The sequence below is a fragment of the Pseudomonas sp. GD03875 genome (assembly GCF_029840585.1).
Lineage (GTDB): Bacteria > Pseudomonadota > Gammaproteobacteria > Pseudomonadales > Pseudomonadaceae > Aquipseudomonas > Aquipseudomonas paralcaligenes.
In genome coordinates this window covers 111,833-128,693 of record NZ_JAOCCV010000007.1, presented here as the reverse complement: position 1 = coordinate 128,693, position 16,861 = coordinate 111,833, and the positions used below count along the sequence as shown (strand labels likewise).

Here is a 16,861-nt window from a genome sequence, read left to right as displayed (position 1 = left end):
TCCTCTTTGAGTAGAATGGCGGCCGCGGGATGGAGCAGTCTGGTAGCTCGTCGGGCTCATAACCCGAAGGTCGTCGGTTCAAATCCGGCTCCCGCAACCAATTTGAAAGGCCACTCGAATGAGTGGCCTTTTTGTTTTCTGTCGATTTGATTTCCTGATCAAATAAACAAAATCGATTGACAGAACTCTATCAGTGAGTAGAATGGCGGCCGCGGGATGGAGCAGTCTGGTAGCTCGTCGGGCTCATAACCCGAAGGTCGTCGGTTCAAATCCGGCTCCCGCAACCAATTCCCCTCAGCTGTATTTCTCCAGTCGCCTCCAGCCTTGTACCAGAACGAGGTTTTCAGGACGGCGACCACGCCAGACTTCTTCCCGCCAGACCGGCTTCAGGTAACGATGTCCCGTTCCCCCGGCGCTTCGACTCGTCCCGCCCCCTAAGCCAACGGTCATGCTGGCGGTTGTGCACAGCGATGATGCACCTTGTCAGACTGCTGTCACAATGTCTCGTAACTGCTTGATTCTTCGTGATCATTTTTCAACTATATGAAAAATAAGGTATTTTTCATTGGTGAAAAAAGCATCAGTTTGAGGAAGAGCCACGGACAGTGGGGGATGAGAAAGGTTTCCACCAACTTGTCCACGTAGTTATCCACAGCTTCTGTGGATTTCTAGAGTCATTGTTCTAGAGCGTTTTTCCGCGTGTTTGGCAAGTCTTTACCCGGCGAAAAAAGAGAGTAGAGTGGCGCGCCTCGAAGCCAGCCCCCTGCCTCCATGAAGTCTCGCGTTTCAATTGTCGCTCAGCATCAGCCCGGTTCTGGCAACCGCCTGCCGGTTCGCCTGGCATTCTGGCTCCTGGATCGTCCCCGACTGGGGCATCACTCCAGCATCAAGCACTTCGCCGGCCGCCTGCTCAAGCAACCGGCCCGCCAGGGTGTGGTGGCTGCCCAGAGCCGGCTCGGCCAGTTGCTGTGCCGCGACTGCGGCAATGCCCGTGATCGTCGCATCGGCCTCGAACTGCTGCGCCAGGCCGCGCGCGCCGGCGATGCGCGTGCCCAGCTGGAACTGGGGCGTCTGCATTGCCAGCCGCAGCAGGCGCGTCACTGGCTGGGACTGGCCGCCGCCCAGGGTTCGCAAGAGGCCGCGCGCCTGCTGCAGCGCCTCAACCCCTGACGACCGCGCGGGTATACTGCCGGGCATTCCGAACCGACAGCGAGCCCACCCGTGCCTCTTCCCTTCGTCCTCGACCCGACCAACCTGCTGCTCGGCCTTTTGCTAGGCGCCGTGCCGCTGGCGCTGCTGCTCTGGCGCCAGCAGCGCGGGCTGGCTGCGCAGGCCGCCGAGCGGCTGCTGCTGGAGGAGAGGCTGAGCCAGGCGCGCCTGGCCCAGGAGGGGCTGAGCGCCCAGCTCGACGGCGCCCTCGACGATCTGCGTGGCCAGCAGCAGGAGAGCACCCGCCAGCAGGCCGAGTTGGCTGCCCTGCGCCGGGAAAGCGAGCTGCTAGGCCGCGAGCGCGAGTCCGCCCAGGCGGCAGCGCAGGCGTGGGGCGTCGAGCGCGAGCGCAAGGAGAGTCAGCTACGCGAACTGGAGAGCCAGCGCGCCGCCCTGTCCGCCGAGCTGCGTGAGCAGCAGGAAAACCACCAGCAGCGCCTGAGCGACCTGCAGGCCGCCCGCGACGAGCTGCGCGCGCAGTTCGCCGAGCTGGCCGGGAAGATCTTCGACGAGCGCGAGCAGCGCTTCGCCGAAACCAGCCAGCAGCGCCTGGGGCAACTGCTCGACCCGCTCAAGGAGCGCATCCAGGCCTTCGAGAAGCGGGTGGAGGAGAGCTACCAGAACGAGGCGCGCGAGCGCTTCTCGCTGGGCAAGGAGCTGGAGCGCCTGCAACAGCTCAATCAGCGTCTGGGCGAGGAGGCCACCAACCTGACCCAGGCGCTGCGTGGCCAGAAGACCCAGGGCAACTGGGGCGAGCTGGTGCTGGAGCGGGTGCTGGAGCACGCCGGTTTGGAGAAGGGGCGCGAGTACCAGACCCAGGTCAGCCTGAAGGGCGCCGATGGCGTGCGCTTCCAGCCGGACGTGCTGATCCAGCTACCTGGCGACAAGCAGGTGATCGTCGATGCCAAGGTCAGCCTGACCGCCTACCAGGCGATGATCGCCGCCGAGGACGAGGCGGTCCGCGCCCATGCCCTGAAGCAGCACGTGGTGAGCCTGCGCAGCCACCTGCGCGGTCTCTCGGTGAAGGACTACCAGCGCCTGGAGGGCCTGCACAGCCTGGACTTCGTGCTGCTCTTCGTGCCCATCGAGGCCGCCTTCGCCGCCGCCCTGCAGGCCGACCCCGGCCTGTTCCAGGAGGCCTACGAGCAGCACATCGTGATCGTCAGCCCGACCACCCTGCTGGCGACCCTGCGGGTGATCGACAGCCTCTGGCGCCAGGAGCGGCAGAGCCAGAACGCCCGCGACATCGCCGAGCGCGCCGGGCAGCTGTACGACAAGTTCGTCGCCTTCATCGCCGACCTGGACGAGGTCGGCAACCGCCTCAAGCAGCTGGACAAGGCCTACGACGCCGCGCGCAACAAGCTCTGCGAGGGCCGCGGCAACCTGATCAACCGGGTCGAGACCCTCAAGCTGCTCGGCGCCCGCGCCAGCAAGAGCCTGCCGCCCGAGCTGATCGAGCGCGCCTCCGGCCTGTCGCTGCTCGACGAGGCTGACGCCGACGAGCAGCCGCTACAGCAGTAGCGCGCCGAGGCCGACCAGCAAGCCCAGCAGCATCACCGGCACGGTGTGCAGGGCCAGTGCGCGTCCGCCGATCAGCACGATCAGCAGCGCCTTGACCAGGCTGTTGCTCAGCGCCGCCAGGTAGATGCCGCGCACCGCCAGTTCCGGCGCCAGGTCGCTGTGGGCGCTGCGCGCCAGTGACAGGGTGATGGCGTCCACGTCGGTCATGCCGGAAAGGATCGATACGCCATAGATGCCGGCGTCGCCGAAGGTTTCCCGCGCACCCTCGATGAGGAACAGGATCAGCACCAGCAGGGCGCCGAAGCGCAGCGCCGGGCCCAGTTCGAAGGGGTTCTTCAGCGGCGGCGCCAGGCCTTCGGCGGCCTCGCGCCCGGCGCGCAGGTAGCAGGCCAGCGCGCCGCCCGCGTACACCAGCGCTGCCAGCGACAGCGGCAGGACCAGCTCCGGCAGTAGCGCGCGATTGACCAGGCCGACCTCCAGCAGTACCCGCGGGAACATCAGCGCCGAGGTGGCCAGCAGGGCGCAGGCGAGCAGGGCGTGCAATGCGCGGTTGTCGTGCAGGCGCGACAGGGTCATGGTCATGGCGGTGGAGGAGACGATGCCGCCGAGCAGAGCGGTGACCAGCAGGCCGTGGCGGGTGCCGACCAGGCGCACGGCGACGTAGGCGGCGAAGCCGATGGCGGCGATCAGCACGACCATCCACCAGGTGGTGTAGGGGTTGAAGGCCTGCCAGGGGCCGTAGCCCCGGTCCGGCAGGACCGGCAGCAGGACCAGAGAGATGAACAGCAGTTTCAGCGCGCCGGACAGTTCCGCTGCCGAGAGCCGGCGCAGGCCCTGGTGCAGTGGTTCCTTGAGGCTCAGCAGCAGGGCCACCGCCACCGCGCCGCCGGCGGCCACCGCCCGGCCGTGGCTGAACACCAGGCTGCCGAAGACGAAGGTGAGGATCAGCGCGACCTCGCTGGTCAGGCCGAGGTCGCCGCTGCGCAGCGCCTCGCTCAGGTAGCCGGCCAGGACCAGTGCACCGACCAGCATCAGCAGGCCGACCCAGGCGGCGACGCCGAAGCGCTCGCCGAGCAGGGCGGCCAGCCCGCCGAGAAGGCCGACCAGGCCGAAGGTGCGGACCCCGGCGATCAGTTGGTCATCGTCACCGTCGCGGGCACGCCAGCCGCGCTCGGCGCCGATCAGCAGGCCGACGGCGAGCGCGGTGGCGAGGTCCAGGGCGAGTTCGGCGGCTGGTGGCATGGCGGCGTCCGCGTGGGCTGGGTGCCGCCATTCTAGACCGGCCGGAGCGCCTCCGGCTGCGCTGGATCAAGCCACGTCGACCAGGATCACCTCGCTGTCCTCGAGGGCGGTGACGCGCACCAGGTCCTCGTCGGCCACGGCCACGCCGTCGCGTGCCTCGGCTGTCACGCCGTTGATCTCGATGCGACCCCTGGCGGCTACGAGATAGCCCTTGCGCAGGTGGCCCAGCGGATACTCGGCGCTCTGCCCGGCGGCCAGGGTGGCGGCGGCGAGACGGGCGTCGGCGCGGATGCGCAGGGCGTCCTCGTCGCCGGCGCGGCCACTGGCCAGGACCACGAAGCGGCCGGCGCGCTCGCCCTTGGGAAAGGGCCTGGCGCCCCAGGATGGCGCCTCGCCCTGCTGGTCGGGGAGGATCCAGATCTGGAAGATGCGCGCGGTCACGTCCTCCCGATTGTATTCCGAGTGGGCGATGCCGGTGCCGGCGCTCATCACCTGCACGTCGCCCGCCTCGGTGCGGCCCTGGTTGCCGAGGTTGTCGCGGTGGCTGATGGCGCCTTCGCGGACGTAGGTGATGATCTCCATGTCATTGTGCGGATGCGCCGGGAAGCCGCTGCCGGCGGCGATCTCGTCGTCGTTCCACACCCGCAGGCGGCCCCAGTTGACGCGCTCGGGGTCGTGGTAGCCGGCGAAGGAGAAGTGGTGGCGGGCGTTCAGCCAGCCGTGGTCGGCATGGCCCAGGGTGGCGAAGGGGCGTACTTCGATCATGGTGAAAACTCCGTTGCCGGTGGCGCTGGAGTACGCCGCCGGGGATGGATGCATGATCTATCGACTATGTTGCGATAAAAAGCGCAAAAATCCGCTTCTACCTATCCTTTTATTGGATTGGTTGGGCGGGTGAAGCCTGCACTCCATATAGGAAGGGGAGCAGCACAAGGCTCGCGGGTTTCACCCGCCCTACGGTCAGTTCAGGGGCAGGTGGCGGCTGATCAGGGCGCGCAGGGCGGCCGGCTTGACCGGCTTGGCCAGGTAGTCGAGGCCGGCCGCATGGACCGCGGCGACCAGTTCCGGCCGGGCGTCGGCGCTGATCACCACGCCCGGCAGCGGCTGGCCCATGCGCGCGCGTAGCCAGGCCATCAGCTCGGTGCCGGTGTCGCCCTCGTCCAGGTGGTAGTCGACCAGCGCCAGTTGCGGGCGTACCGACTCGTCCAGCAGGTGTTCGCATTCCAGGCGGTTGCGCGCCGTCCACACCTGGCAGCCCCAGCGCGACAGCAGGCTGTGCATGCCGGCGAGGATGCTGTCCTCGTTGTCGATGCACAGCACCTGGGCGCCGCCCAGGGCCTGGGCCGGGGTCTCGGCACCCGGTTGCGCCACCGCCGAGGCGGGGCCGCGCACCAGCGGCACGCGCACGCTGAACACGCTGCCCTTGCCGGGCCAGGAGCGCACCTCCAGATGGTGCTCCAGCACCCGGCACAGGCCGTCGGCGATGGCCAGGCCCAGGCCCAGGCCCTTCTCGGCGCGGGTCTGGTGGCTGTCGAGGCGCTTGAATTCCTCGAAGATCACCTTGCGCTTGTCCTCGGGAATACCTGGGCCGCGATCCCACACTTCCAGGCGCAGGCACTCGCCGTCGCGGCGGGCGCCGAGCAGCACGTGGCCGCGGGCGTAGCGGAAGGCGTTGGTGAGGAAGTTCTGCAGCACCCGGCGCAGCAGCCGGGGGTCGCTGTCGATGCGCAGGCGGCACGGCACCAGGCGGAAGTCCACGCCCTGTTCGTGGGCCAGCACCTTGAATTCCGCACCCAGGGCGTCGAACAACTGGCCGAGGGGGAAGTGGCTGCGCTCGGGGGTGATGCGCCCGCTTTCCAGGCGTGAGATGTCCAGCAGGTCGGTGATCAGGTCCTCGGCCGAGCGCAGCGAGCTGTCCAGGTGGCGCACCAGTTCCTGTGCCTCCCGCGGCAGGGCTTCCTGCTGGTGGGCGAGGGAGGCGGAGAACAGCCGGGCGGCGTTCAGCGGTTGCATCAGGTCGTGGCTGACGGCGGCGAGGAAGCGGGTCTTCGACTGGTTGGCGGATTCGGCGTTGGCCTTGGCCTCGCCCAGCTCCTCGTTGAGCTGGGACAGCTCGCGGGTGCGTTCGAGCACGCGCTGTTCGAGGCTCTCGTTGACTTCCTTGAGGTCGGACTCGGCTTGGCGGAAGGCGGTGATGTCGGTGAAGCTCATGACGAAGCCGCCACCGGGCATGGGGTTGCCGATCAGCTCGATGACCCGGCCGTTGGGGAACAGCCGCTCGGAGGTGTGGGCCTTGCCCTGGCGCATCCAGAACAGGCGCTTGGCGACGTGCTCGTCGACATCGCCGGGGCCGCACAGGCCGCGCTCGGCGTTGTAGCGGATGATGTCGGCGATCGGCCGGCCGACGCCGATCAGCCCTTCCGGGTACTCGAACAGTTCCAGGTAGCGGTGGTTCCAGGCCACCAGGCGCAGGTTCTGGTCGACCACGCTGATGCCCTGGGTGATGTTCTCGATGGCCCCCTGCAGCAGCGCCCGGTTGAACTGCAGCACCTCGCTGGCCTCGTCGACGATGCGCACCACGTCCTCGACCTGCATCTCCCGGCCTTCGATGGCGGCCCGTACCACGGCGCGGGTGCTGGAGGCGCCGAGCACGCCGGCCAGCAGGCGCTCGGTGTGGGCGATCCACTCGGCGTCGGCGTTCTGCGTAGGGGTGAACGGGCGGTCCTGCTGGTAGGAGAAGCGCACGAAGCTCTGCCGCGCGCGTTCCTCTCCGACGAAGCGCGCGGCCAGTGCCATCAGGTCGGCCACCTGCACCGCCAGCAGGTTGCGCCCGCTGGCCTTGGCGCCGGTGTCCAGACCGATGAAACGGCCGGCCTGCCAGTGCTCGGACACCCGCGAGCGGGAGAACCAGGACACCGAGGCGAACAGCAGCCAGTTGCCGGTCAGCGACAGCACCACGCCGCGGGTCAGCGGGTCCACCTCGATGCCGATGGGGTAGTAGAGCAGTTCCGGCAGCAGCGGGAAGCTGTCCAGCGACCAGCGCAGGCCGCCGGCCACCAGCGGCAGGACCAGGGTGTAGAACCACAGGGTGCAGCCGGCGGCCAGGCCGGCGAACACGCCGCGGCGGTTGGCCTGCTTCCAGATCAGCGCGCCGATCATCGCCGGCGCCAGCTGGCTGATGGCGGCGAACGACAGCTGGCCGATGGTGGCCAGGCTGGCGTTGGTGCCGAGCAGGCGGTAGCAGACGTAGGCCAGCAGCAGGATGACCACGATGCTCACGCGCCGGGCGCTGAGCATCCAGTGGCGGAACGCCTCGAACGGCCGCTCGGCGTTCTGCCGGCGCAGCAGGGCCGGCAGCAGCATGTCGTTGCAGACCATGGTCGACAGCGCCACGGCCTCGACGATGACCATGCCGGTGGCCGCCGAGGCGCCGCCGATGAAGGCCAGCAGGGCCAGCGCGGGGTGCGCCTCGGCCAGTGGCAGGCTGATCACGAAGGAGTCCGGCTGCACGCCGGGCGACAGCAGCAGTTGCCCGGCCAGGGCGATGGGCACCACGAACAGGGCGGCGAGGATCAGGTAGATGGGGAATACCCAGCGTGCCTGGCGCAGGTCGCTGGCCTCGATGTTCTCCACCACGGCAACGTGGAACTGGCGCGGCAGGCAGATGATGGCGGTCATCGCCAGGCCGGTCTGCACCAGCATCGCCGGCCAGCTGAAGGTCTGCGACCAGAAGCCTTCGAGGGCGGGCGCCTGGCTGGCGCGGGTGAACAGGTCGCCGAAGCCGCCGAACAGGCCCCAGGTGACGAACACGCCGACGGCGAGGAAGGCGAGCAGCTTGACCAGCGACTCGAAGGCGATGGCCAGCACCATGCCGCGGTGGTGTTCGGTGACGTCCAGGCTGCGGGTGCCGAACAGGATGGTGAACAGGGCGAGGATCACCGACACGATCAGCGCCGTGTCCTGGCCGCGGGTCGGGCTGGGCGTGGTGCCGACCAGCAGGTTGACGCCGAGCACGATGCCCTTGAGCTGCAGGGCGATGTAGGGCAGCACGCCGACCAGGCAGATCAGCGCCACCACCACGGCCAGGCTCTGCGACTTGCCGTAGCGCGCGGCGATGAAGTCGGCGATGGAAGTGATGTTTTCCTGCTTGCTGATCGCCACCATCTTCTCCACCACCCAGGGCGCGAAGAGCAGGACGATGATCGGCCCGAGGTAGATCGGCAGGAACGACCACAGCTCTCCGGCGGCCTGGCCGACCGCGCCGAAGAAGGTCCAGCTGGTGCAGTACACGGCCAGCGACAGGCTGTAGACCCAGGCGCGCAGGCGCGGTTTGAGCGGGGTGCGGCGGCGGTCGCCGTAGAAGGCGATGGCGAACAGGATGGCCATGTAGGCCAGGGCGACGAAGGCGATCAATCCGCCGGACAGCGACATGCGAACTCCGCGTGTGGGGCATGGTCAGCAAGACCATGGATTAGTGAGATTAGTCTCGCATGCGGCGTTCGACTCGTCAGGCCGACCATGGTCGCAGCCCGCTTGAGTCGCTCATGAACGCCTGATAGCGTGGCCGGCCGTGGTCGCTTTACCGGAGTTCGCGTCATGTTCAAGCCCCAACCCGTCACCCTGCAGCAGGGCGCCCTGCGCCTCGATCCCCTGGTCGAGAGCGACCTGCCGGGCCTGCTGGAACTGGCCGAGGCCAACCGCGAATCCCAGCAGTACATGAGCGGCACCGTGCGCCCGGACTGGTACCGCAGCGCGCTGTCCGACCAGCGCGAGCAGCTGGCGGTGGTGTTCGCCATCCGCCTGGCCGGCGAGCTGGTCGGCACCACTCGCTTCTTCGATTTCAACCCGGCGCTGCCGGCCGCCGAGATCGGCTCCACCTGGCTGGACACCCGCCAGCAGGGCACCGGCCTCAACGGCATGATCAAGTACCTGATGCTGCGCCACGCCTTCGAGGAGTGGCAGCTGGTGCGCGTGCAGCTCAAGACCGCCGCCAGCAACCTGCGCTCGCAGAGCGCCATCGCCAAGCTCGGCGCCCAGCGCGAGGGCGTGCTGCGCAACCACCGGCGCCTGGCCGACGGCCGCCTCGACGATACCGTGATGTACAGCATCACCGACCGCGAGTGGCCGCAGGTGAAGGCCGGCCTGGAGGCGCGCTTCGGCGCCTGAGGCATGGCCGGCGGCGAACGCACCCGCTTCTGGGAAAGCCGGGCGCTGACCGGCGTCGAGCTGCTGCATGCGCGCTACATCGAGCAGCGCTTCTCACCGCATGTGCACGAGGGCTTCGTGTTCACTGTGATCGAGGGCGGCGCCCAGCGCTTCCGCCATCGCGGCAGCGACCATCTGGCGCCGGTCGGCAGCATGGTGCTGATCAACCCGGACGAGGTGCACACCGGCTCCAAGGCCCACGAACAGGGCTGGTGGTATCGCGGCTTCTACCCGGCGCCGGCGCAGGTGCAGGGTGTGCTGGAGGAACTCGGGCTGGCTGCCGGCGGCATGCCGTCGTTCGGCGTCAGCGTGTTGCAGGACGTGGAGTTGCACCAGGCGTTCGGCCAGCTGCACCGCCTGCTCGACAGCGATGCCAATGCCCTGCAGCAGCAGACCGCCTGGCGCGAGGCGATTCTCCTGCTGTTCCAGCGCCACGCGCGGCTACCCCAACCGGCCGAGCCCGGCCGCGAGCCGCGAGCCGTGGCCCTGGCCAAGGACCTTCTTGCTGCGCGCCTGGGTGAGCCGCCGTCGCTGGAAGAGCTGGCCGCGCAGGTCAACCTCTCGCCCTTCCACTTCGCCCGGGTGTTCCGCCGTGCCACCGGCCTGCCGCCGCATGCCTGGCTCAAACAGCGCCGCCTGGAGCAGGCCCGGGCCCTGCTGCGTTCCGGCTGTGCGCCGCTGCAGGTGGCGATGCAGCTGGGGTTCGCCGACCAGAGCCACCTGAGCCGGCAGTTCAAGCAGAGCTACGGGGTCAGCCCCGGCGAGTACCGCCGAGCCTGTGCCGGTTTCTGAAGGCGACGGCGCAATATCGTTCAAGACGGCGGAACCGGTCGTCGACTAGCCTCCTGCGCTCAAGGAGGCTCCATGACCCGTCGACACGAATTCCTGCAGGGCCTGCGCGACATGCTGCCGATGCTGCTCGGCGCCATGCCGTTCGGCATCATCTACGGCAGCCTGGCCGGCGCCGCCGGTCTCACCCCCTGGCAGACCATCGGCATGTCGGTGCTGGTGTTCGCCGGCTCGGCCCAGTTCATCGCCATCAGCCTGTTGGGCGGCGGTGCGACCCTGGCCGTGCTGTGGCTGACCACCCTGGTGGTCAACCTCCGCCATGCCCTGTACAGCGCCACCCTGCAACCCTTCGTCCGCCACCTGCCCAAGCGCTGGCGGGTGCCGCTGGCCTTCTGGCTGACCGACGAGGCCTTCGCCGTGGTCCAGCACCGCTACGCCGAAACCGATGCCTCGCCGAACAAGCACTGGTACTTCCTCGGCGCCGGCCTGGCGATGTACGGCAACTGGCTGGCCTGCACCCTGATCGGCCTGGTGTTCGGCCGGGCGGTGCCGAACATCGGCGCCTGGGGACTGGACTTCGCCATGCTTGCCACCTTCATCGGCATCGTCGTGCCCATGCTGCGCAACCGCCCGCAGGTGGCCGCGGCGCTGGTGGCCGCAGGCACGGCCCTGGCCTGCCACGGGCTGCCCTACAAGCTCGGCCTGATGGCCGCGGCCGGCGCCGGCATCGTCGTCGGCGTGGTGCTCGAGCGTCGCTACCGCCTGCTGCAGGACGAGGTGTTCTGATGGAGAACTGGATACTGATCCTCGGCATGCTGGCGATCACCTTCGCCACCCGCTACAGCCTGTTCGCCTTCCCCGACCTACGTTTCCCGCCGCTGGTGCGCCAGGGCCTGCACTACGTGCCCACGGCGGTACTCACCGCCATTGTGGTACCCGGGATGCTGCTGCCCGACGGCAAGACCTGGGCGCTGGCCTGGGACAACGCCTACCTGCTGGCCGGGCTGATCACTATCGCCATCGCAGCGCTGACCCGCCACCTGCTGGCGACCATCGGCGGCGGTCTGCTGGTGTTCTTCCTGCTGCGCTGGTGGCTGGGGCAGATGCCGATCTGATTCCCCTCTCCCTCTGGGAGAGGGGCCAGGGGTGAGGGAGTTTCAGGCTACTCCGAGTCGTTTATGCCACCCTCACCCCAGCCCTCTCCCGGAGGGAGAGGGAGAACGGAGTGCGACTTGGGGTGTGGCTTTGTCGGGGTAGGATGCTGTCAAATGCAGGACGGCCCGCTCGGCCTCCACCAGGTACAAGGACGATGACCCAACACTCGCAATTCGCCCTGCTCGGCACCCGGCGTTTCCTGCCGTTCTTCGTCACCCAGCTGCTCGGCGCGTTCAATGACAACGTGTTCAAGCAGTCGCTGATCCTCGCCATCCTGTTCAAGCTCAGCGTCAGCGCCGACCGCGATCTGCTGGTCAACCTCTGCGCGCTGCTGTTCATCCTGCCGTTCTTCCTGTTTTCCGCCCTCGGCGGCCAGTTCGGCGAGAAGTTCGACAAGGACCGGCTGATCCGCGCGATCAAGCTGGCCGAGATCGTGATCATGGTGGTCGGCGCCACGGGCTTCCTGTTCGACGACCTGTTCCTGATGCTGGCGGCGCTGTTCGCGATGGGCACTCACTCGGCGCTGTTCGGCCCGGTGAAGTATTCGATCCTGCCGGCGGCCCTGCGCGAGGAGGAGCTGGTGGGCGGCAACGCGCTGGTGGAGATGGGCACCTTCCTGGCCATACTCGCCGGCACCATCGGCGCGGGGCTGCTGATGTCCGGCGAGGGCTACCGCATGGCGGTGGGCGTCGCCATCGTCGTCACCGCGGTGGCCGGCTACCTGGCCAGCCGCAGCATCCCGCGCTTCGCCGCGGCGCTGCCGCAACTGCAGGTGGACTGGAACATCTTCCGCCAGTCCTGGCAGATCATGCGCCTGGGGCTCGGCCAGCGCCCGGCGGTGTCGCGCTCGCTGATCGGCAGCTCCTGGTTCTGGTTCCTCGGCGCGATCTACCTGACGCAGATCCCGACCTTCGCCAAGGAACTGCTGCACGGCGACGAGAGCGTGGTGACGCTGATCCTCACCGTGTTCTCGGTGGGCATCGCGCTCGGCTCGATGCTCTGCGAGCGGATGAGCGGGCACAAGGTGGAAATCGGCCTGGTGCCGTTCGGCTCGTTCGGCCTGTCGCTGTTCGGCATCCTGCTGTGGGCCACGGCCAGCGGCTTCCCGCAGGCGGCTGCGACGCACGACTGGCTGGGGCTGCTGAGGATGGGCGAGGCCTGGTGGGTGCTCGGCTCCATCCTCGGCCTGGGGGTGTTCGGCGGCTTCTACATCGTGCCGCTGTACGCGCTGATCCAGTCGCGCACCGAGGAGCACGAGCGGGCGCGGGTGATTGCCGCCAACAACATCCTCAACGCGCTGTTCATGGTGGCGGCGGCGCTGGTGTCGATCCTCTTCCTCAGCGTCGCCAAGCTGAGCATCCCCCAGCTGTTCCTGGCCATCTCGCTGATGAACATCGCGGTGAACCTGTACATCTTCAAGATCGTCCCCGAGTTCACCATGCGCTTCCTCATCTGGATGCTCAGCCATTCGATGTACCGGGTGCGCCACCACAATCTAGAGGCGATCCCGGACGAGGGCGCCGCCGTGCTGGTGTGCAACCACGTATCCTTCGTCGACGCCCTGCTGATCGGCGGCGCGGTGCGCCGGCCGGTGCGCTTCGTCATGTACTACAAGATCTACAACCTGCCGGTGCTGAACTTCATCTTCCGCACCGCCGGCACCGTGCCTATCGCCGGGCGCAACGAGGACCCGGAAGTGTTCGAGCGGGCCTTCCAGCGCATCGCCCAGTACCTGAAGGAGGGCGAGGTGGTGTGCATCTTCCCCGAAGGCAAGCTGACCACCAGCGGCGAGATCGACGAATTCAAGGCGGGCATCGAGCGCATCCTCGCTGCCAACCCGGTGCCGGTGATCCCCATGGCGTTGCAGGGGTTGTGGGGCAGCTTCTTCAGCCGTGCGCCGCACAAGGGGCTGTTCAGGCGCTTCTGGTCGCGCATCGACCTGGTGGCCGGCCAGCCATTGCCGGCGGACACCGGGCGACTGGTGCTGCAGGAGCAGGTGACGCGGCTGCGGGGTGACCTGCGCTGAGTCCAGGTCGAACGAAAAAGCCCGCCAATCGGCGGGCTTTTTCATGGCTGTCGTAGGGTGCGCCATGCGCACCGGGGTCTGCTGGTGCGCACGGCGGCACCCTACGGGCATTAGTGGCTCAGCTTGAGCCCGACCAACCCGGCGACGATCAGCGCCACACTGGCCAGGCGCATCAGGGCCATGGACTCGCCGAACAGCAGGATGCCGGCGATCACCGTGCCGACCGCGCCGACGCCGGTCCAGATCGCATAGGCGGTGCCCAGTGGCAGCTCCTTCATGGCGAGGCCGAGCAGGCCGATGCTGACGATCATGGCGCCGACGGTGAGCAGGGTGGGTATGGGGCGGGTGAAGCCGTCGGTGTACTTGAGGCCGATGGCCCAGCAGACCTCGAACAGGCCGGCGAAAAACAGAATGATCCAGGACATGGGAAGGCTCCTTTCGCTGATGGGCGGGCCGTCCCGGATGGTCACTCGGATGGAGCGGCGAGGTCGTCCTCGCGTCGTTCGCTATTCTGCACACTGGACTGCACAGGGCAAGACCCGAGGGACGGGCATGCCCTGGCAATGGTTACCGGAGTTGTCCGGTCGGTCAGATACCCTGGGGAATTTCCTCGCCGCCCAGGGCCTCGAACAGTGCCGGCAGGAAGTCGCTCAGGGTCAGCATCATGAGGACGAAGCTGGCGTCGAGCTGGCCCAAGGCATCGTCGCCGCCGTCCTGGGCGGCCTGGTCCTGCAGCAGGTCCTCGAAGCGCAGGCGCTTGATGGTCAGCTTGTCGTCCAGCACGAAGGACAGCTTGTCCTGCCAGGCCAGGGAGAGCTGGGTGACCAGCTTGCCGGCGGACAGGTGCAGCTGGATTTCCTCGCTGGTCAGATCCTGGCGCTTGCAGCGCACCACACCGCCGTCCTCGCTGGTGTCGCGCAGCTCGCATTCGTCGAGCACGAAGAAGTCCGGCGCGGCGGCTTGGGTCTTGACCCAGTCGGTGAGGGTGGCGGTCGGCGCCATTTTCACCGACAGCGGGCGCACCGGCAGCGAGCCGATGGCCTCGCGCAGGGTGGACAGCAGGTCCTCGGCCTTCTTGGCGCTGGCGCTGTCGACCACGATCAGGCCGAGCTTGGGCGCGATGGCGGCGAAGGTGCTGGAGCGGCGGATGAAGGCGCGCGGCAGGAAGGCCTGCACGATCTCGTCCTTCAGCTGGTCGCGCTCCTTCTTGTAGACCTTGCGCATCTGCTGCGCTTCGATCTCGTCGACCTTGTCCTTGAGCGCGTCGCGCACCACGCTGCCCGGCAGAATGCGTTCCTCCTTGCGCGCGGCGATCAGCAGGAAGTCGCCGCTGACATGCACCAGCGGGGCGTCGGCGCCCTTGCCGAACGGCGCCATGAAACCGTAGGTGGTCAGCTCCTGGCTGGCGCAGGGGCGCGCGGCCTTGGCGGCCAGCGCCGCTTCAAGGGCCTCGGCGTCGAAGGGCACGTCCTGGGTCAGGCGGTAAACGAGCAGGTTGCGGAACCACATGGGGGAAACACTCCTTGAACACGAAGCGCGCATTATTCTCCGCCGGGGCCGATTGGCCAACCCGAAGCTAAGCCTTTGGAAGTGCTCGAAAATTTTTTTCAAAAAAGGCTTGCCAAGGGGAAAGGGTCTCCCTAGAATGCGCCCCACTTCGAGAGTGAAGGGTGATTAGCTCAGCCGGGAGAGCATCTGCCTTACAAGCAGAGGGTCGGCGGTTCGATCCCGTCATCACCCACCATCTCGCTCACGAGGTTACGCGCAGCGGTAGTTCAGTCGGTTAGAATACCGGCCTGTCACGCCGGGGGTCGCGGGTTCGAGTCCCGTCCGCTGCGCCATACATAAAGCCTTGGTTAGACTGAAGACCGAGGCTTGAAAGAAACGACCGAAAGGTCGTTTTTTTTTGCCCGCGATTTGCTTCGCCCGGCACCTGGCCTTGCCCGTTGCGATCGGGGGCGGCTGAACTTCTCGGTCTTTTGCCGTTCCTACTGTGCCGTAGCCAGTGCTCGGTGCAGGCTGCTAAGCTCGCGCTCTCTTTCTGCCCATACGTGGCTTTTACAAGGAACAAGCATGAAACAACATCGTCTTGCTGCGGCGGTTGCCCTGGTCGGCCTGGTTCTGGCCGGTTGCGACGCGCAGACCAGCGAAGTGGAACTCAAGACCCCGGCGCAGAAGGCTTCCTACGGTATCGGCCTGAACATGGGCAAGAGCCTGTCCCAGGAAGGCCTGTCCGATCTGGACTCCAAGGCCGTCGCCATGGGCATCGACGATGCCATCGGCAAAAAGGAGCAGAAGCTGAAGGACGAGGAGCTGGCCGAGGCCTTCACCTTCCTGCAGAAGCGCGCCGAGGAGCGCATGGTCAAGCTGAACGAGGAGTCGGCCCAGGCCGGCAAGAAATTCCTCGAGGAAAACGGCAAGAAGGATGGCGTGGTCACCACCGCTTCCGGCCTGCAGTATGAAGTGCTCAAGAAGGCCGACGGCGCCCAGCCCAAGCCCACCGACGTGGTCACCGTGCACTACGAGGGCAAGCTGACCGACGGCACCGTGTTCGACAGCTCCGTGGAGCGTGGCAGCCCCATCGATCTGCCGGTCAGCGGCGTGATCCCGGGTTGGGTCGAAGGCCTGCAACTGATGCACGTCGGCGAGAAGTACAAGCTCTACATCCCCAGCGAACTGGCCTACGGTGCCCAGAGCCCGAGCCCGGCGATCCCGGCCAACTCGGTGCTGGTGTTCGAGCTGGAACTGCTTGGCATCAAGGACCCGGCCGCCGCCGCTGGCGCCGCCCAGTAACGGTTCCGCTCCGAGAAAACGCCCCGCTAGCCGGGGCGTTTTCATTTGTAGAACCGGCATGCGACCCGTCGGTCTGAATGGAGAGCGGCGGGGCCCATGGTGTTACGGTTATGCACATCGCTCCGGTTACCGGCTCCGCCCGCCGGGTTACCACGAACGCGAACTGTGTGGCGATCATAACTGCATGATTTATATTGGTTTTTTGTGGTGAGCAAAATTTGCCCGATCTGTGGGGAAACCGCATGGGACGGGTGTTTGATCGAGTCATCAAACAACTGTTCACAAGGTTATCCACAGATCCGGTGGATAACCGCGTGGGGCCCAGCAGGCACGCGCCATCGCGGAGATCGACCATGAAACCACCCTTCAATTCTGCGCGTTACTTCCGGCTCGCCCAGCGTGTGCTGGCGCGTGGACGACTCCCCGCGCTGCTCCTGGCGGTGACCCGAAAGGGTGAGCGCGGCGCGCGGTTCGCACGCTTGCGCGGCGACCTCAAGTTGCTGCAGGGGCTATGCGCCGCCTGGTGGCGGGGCGAGTACCGCGCCATCGGTGGCCAGGCGCTGCTGGCCGTGGTGGCTGCGCTGGTGTACTTCGTCATGCCGCTGGACCTGGTGCCCGACTGGCTGCTGGGCGTCGGCCTGCTGGACGATCTCGCGGTGCTGGCCTGGGTGCTGCGTACCTGGGAGGGAGAGCTGGATGCCTATCGCACCTGGCGCGATGCCCAGGCGCCGGAGGTGCTGCAGCGGGTCGAGGCGCTGCCGGACGCGCGGGAGCGCCAGCCCGGTTGACCGCCGCCTGCGGCCTTTCCATCGGCTATGCCCCGTTAGTTGTTGCACTCCTTGTGGGAGCGGATTCATCCGCGAGTTTCGCGGCTAATCGGAATGCCGCCCAGCCGCGTCCACAAACGCAGGATTGCGCCAC

14 protein-coding genes and 4 tRNA genes are annotated in these 16,861 nt (G+C 67.3%); 13 read left to right on the top strand and 5 right to left on the bottom strand.

What is annotated here, in order from left to right; translation table 11 throughout:
• The first annotated feature begins 23 nt into the window (after positions 1-23).
• The 4 genes from N5D30_RS08475 to rmuC all read left to right on the top strand — a co-directional run bounded on the left by N5D30_RS08475 (position 24) and on the right by rmuC (position 2,730).
• Positions 24-100: transfer RNA gene (locus N5D30_RS08475), tRNA-Met, on the top strand.
• Between the two features lie 110 nt (positions 101-210).
• Positions 211-287 (top strand) — tRNA-Met (locus N5D30_RS08470).
• Between the two features lie 484 nt (positions 288-771).
• Positions 772-1,170, top strand: coding sequence for a sel1 repeat family protein (locus tag N5D30_RS08465; RefSeq protein ID WP_279908604.1), 399 nt, complete (start codon positions 772-774; stop codon positions 1,168-1,170).
• Between the two features lie 177 nt (positions 1,171-1,347).
• Positions 1,348-2,730: a DNA recombination protein RmuC gene (gene rmuC, locus N5D30_RS08460; protein WP_279908695.1), complete on the top strand. Its 1,383-nt coding sequence runs from the start codon at positions 1,348-1,350 to the stop codon at positions 2,728-2,730.
• Here the strand turns inward: rmuC and N5D30_RS08455 are convergent.
• From N5D30_RS08455 to N5D30_RS08445, 3 genes are all read right to left on the bottom strand, one after another.
• Complete coding sequence (locus tag N5D30_RS08455) at positions 2,719-3,972, bottom strand: MgtC/SapB family protein (protein WP_279908603.1); 1,254 nt, start codon at positions 3,970-3,972, stop codon at positions 2,719-2,721. The genes rmuC and N5D30_RS08455 overlap by 12 nt on opposite strands.
• 66 nt (positions 3,973-4,038) lie before the next feature.
• Positions 4,039-4,737, bottom strand: a complete 699-nt coding sequence (locus N5D30_RS08450; RefSeq protein ID WP_279908602.1) for a pirin-like bicupin family protein — start codon at positions 4,735-4,737, stop codon at positions 4,039-4,041.
• 195 nt (positions 4,738-4,932) lie between these two features.
• Positions 4,933-8,403, bottom strand: a complete 3,471-nt coding sequence (locus tag N5D30_RS08445) for a PAS domain-containing hybrid sensor histidine kinase/response regulator (protein WP_279908601.1) — start codon at positions 8,401-8,403, stop codon at positions 4,933-4,935.
• A 165-nt stretch (positions 8,404-8,568) separates the two neighbouring features.
• Between N5D30_RS08445 and N5D30_RS08440 the strand changes: the two genes are divergently transcribed.
• From N5D30_RS08440 to N5D30_RS08420, 5 genes are all read left to right on the top strand, one after another.
• Positions 8,569-9,138, top strand: a complete 570-nt coding sequence (locus N5D30_RS08440; RefSeq protein ID WP_220811090.1) for a GNAT family protein — start codon at positions 8,569-8,571, stop codon at positions 9,136-9,138.
• A gap of 3 nt (positions 9,139-9,141) precedes the next feature.
• A complete protein-coding gene (locus N5D30_RS08435) occupies positions 9,142-9,969 on the top strand; it encodes an AraC family transcriptional regulator (protein WP_279908600.1) in 828 nt (275 codons plus the stop codon).
• Positions 9,970-10,041: 72 nt separating this feature from the next.
• Positions 10,042-10,752 (top strand): AzlC family ABC transporter permease, encoded by a 711-nt coding sequence (locus N5D30_RS08430; RefSeq protein WP_279908599.1) that lies wholly within the window; start codon positions 10,042-10,044, stop codon positions 10,750-10,752.
• Positions 10,752-11,081: an AzlD domain-containing protein gene (locus N5D30_RS08425; RefSeq protein ID WP_279903412.1), complete on the top strand. Its 330-nt coding sequence runs from the start codon at positions 10,752-10,754 to the stop codon at positions 11,079-11,081. Before N5D30_RS08430 ends, N5D30_RS08425 begins: the two co-directional genes overlap by 1 nt.
• A gap of 194 nt (positions 11,082-11,275) precedes the next feature.
• Positions 11,276-13,147, top strand: coding sequence for an MFS transporter (locus tag N5D30_RS08420; protein WP_279908598.1), 1,872 nt, complete (start codon positions 11,276-11,278; stop codon positions 13,145-13,147).
• 110 nt (positions 13,148-13,257) lie between these two features.
• On the opposite strand, the gene sugE is transcribed toward N5D30_RS08420, so the two are convergent.
• Both sugE and rdgC read right to left on the bottom strand, forming a co-directional pair.
• Positions 13,258-13,572 (bottom strand): quaternary ammonium compound efflux SMR transporter SugE, encoded by a 315-nt coding sequence (gene sugE / locus N5D30_RS08415; RefSeq protein WP_220811085.1) that lies wholly within the window; start codon positions 13,570-13,572, stop codon positions 13,258-13,260.
• Between the two features lie 163 nt (positions 13,573-13,735).
• The gene (gene rdgC, locus N5D30_RS08410) at positions 13,736-14,656 is read right to left on the bottom strand and encodes a recombination-associated protein RdgC (protein ID WP_279903415.1); all 921 of its coding nucleotides are present in this window, start codon (positions 14,654-14,656) and stop codon (positions 13,736-13,738) included.
• A 159-nt stretch (positions 14,657-14,815) separates the two neighbouring features.
• On the opposite strand from rdgC, the gene N5D30_RS08405 reads away from it, so the two are divergent.
• From N5D30_RS08405 to N5D30_RS08390, 4 genes are all read left to right on the top strand, one after another.
• Positions 14,816-14,891: transfer RNA gene (locus tag N5D30_RS08405), tRNA-Val, on the top strand.
• A 20-nt stretch (positions 14,892-14,911) separates the two neighbouring features.
• A tRNA-Asp gene (locus tag N5D30_RS08400) sits at positions 14,912-14,988 on the top strand.
• Positions 14,989-15,220: 232 nt separating this feature from the next.
• Positions 15,221-15,940, top strand: a complete 720-nt coding sequence (locus N5D30_RS08395) for an FKBP-type peptidyl-prolyl cis-trans isomerase (protein ID WP_220811083.1) — start codon at positions 15,221-15,223, stop codon at positions 15,938-15,940.
• Positions 15,941-16,293: 353 nt separating this feature from the next.
• Positions 16,294-16,728, top strand: coding sequence for a DUF1232 domain-containing protein (locus N5D30_RS08390; RefSeq protein WP_279908597.1), 435 nt, complete (start codon positions 16,294-16,296; stop codon positions 16,726-16,728).
• The last annotated feature ends 133 nt before the right edge of the window (positions 16,729-16,861 follow it).

Coding starts and splice junctions, on each gene's coding strand:
- N5D30_RS08465 (WP_279908604.1), top strand. CDS start 772: ATGAAGTCTCGCGTTTCAATTGTCGCTCAGCATCAGCCCGGTTCTGGC.
- N5D30_RS08455 (WP_279908603.1), bottom strand. CDS start 3,972: ATGCCACCAGCCGCCGAACTCGCCCTGGACCTCGCCACCGCGCTCGCC.
- N5D30_RS08450 (WP_279908602.1), bottom strand. CDS start 4,737: ATGATCGAAGTACGCCCCTTCGCCACCCTGGGCCATGCCGACCACGGC.
- N5D30_RS08445 (WP_279908601.1), bottom strand. CDS start 8,403: ATGTCGCTGTCCGGCGGATTGATCGCCTTCGTCGCCCTGGCCTACATG.
- N5D30_RS08440 (WP_220811090.1), top strand. CDS start 8,569: ATGTTCAAGCCCCAACCCGTCACCCTGCAGCAGGGCGCCCTGCGCCTC.
- N5D30_RS08435 (WP_279908600.1), top strand. CDS start 9,142: ATGGCCGGCGGCGAACGCACCCGCTTCTGGGAAAGCCGGGCGCTGACC.
- N5D30_RS08430 (WP_279908599.1), top strand. CDS start 10,042: ATGACCCGTCGACACGAATTCCTGCAGGGCCTGCGCGACATGCTGCCG.
- N5D30_RS08425 (WP_279903412.1), top strand. CDS start 10,752: ATGGAGAACTGGATACTGATCCTCGGCATGCTGGCGATCACCTTCGCC.
- N5D30_RS08420 (WP_279908598.1), top strand. CDS start 11,276: ATGACCCAACACTCGCAATTCGCCCTGCTCGGCACCCGGCGTTTCCTG.
- sugE (WP_220811085.1), bottom strand. CDS start 13,572: ATGTCCTGGATCATTCTGTTTTTCGCCGGCCTGTTCGAGGTCTGCTGG.
- rdgC (WP_279903415.1), bottom strand. CDS start 14,656: ATGTGGTTCCGCAACCTGCTCGTTTACCGCCTGACCCAGGACGTGCCC.
- N5D30_RS08395 (WP_220811083.1), top strand. CDS start 15,221: ATGAAACAACATCGTCTTGCTGCGGCGGTTGCCCTGGTCGGCCTGGTT.
- N5D30_RS08390 (WP_279908597.1), top strand. CDS start 16,294: ATGAAACCACCCTTCAATTCTGCGCGTTACTTCCGGCTCGCCCAGCGT.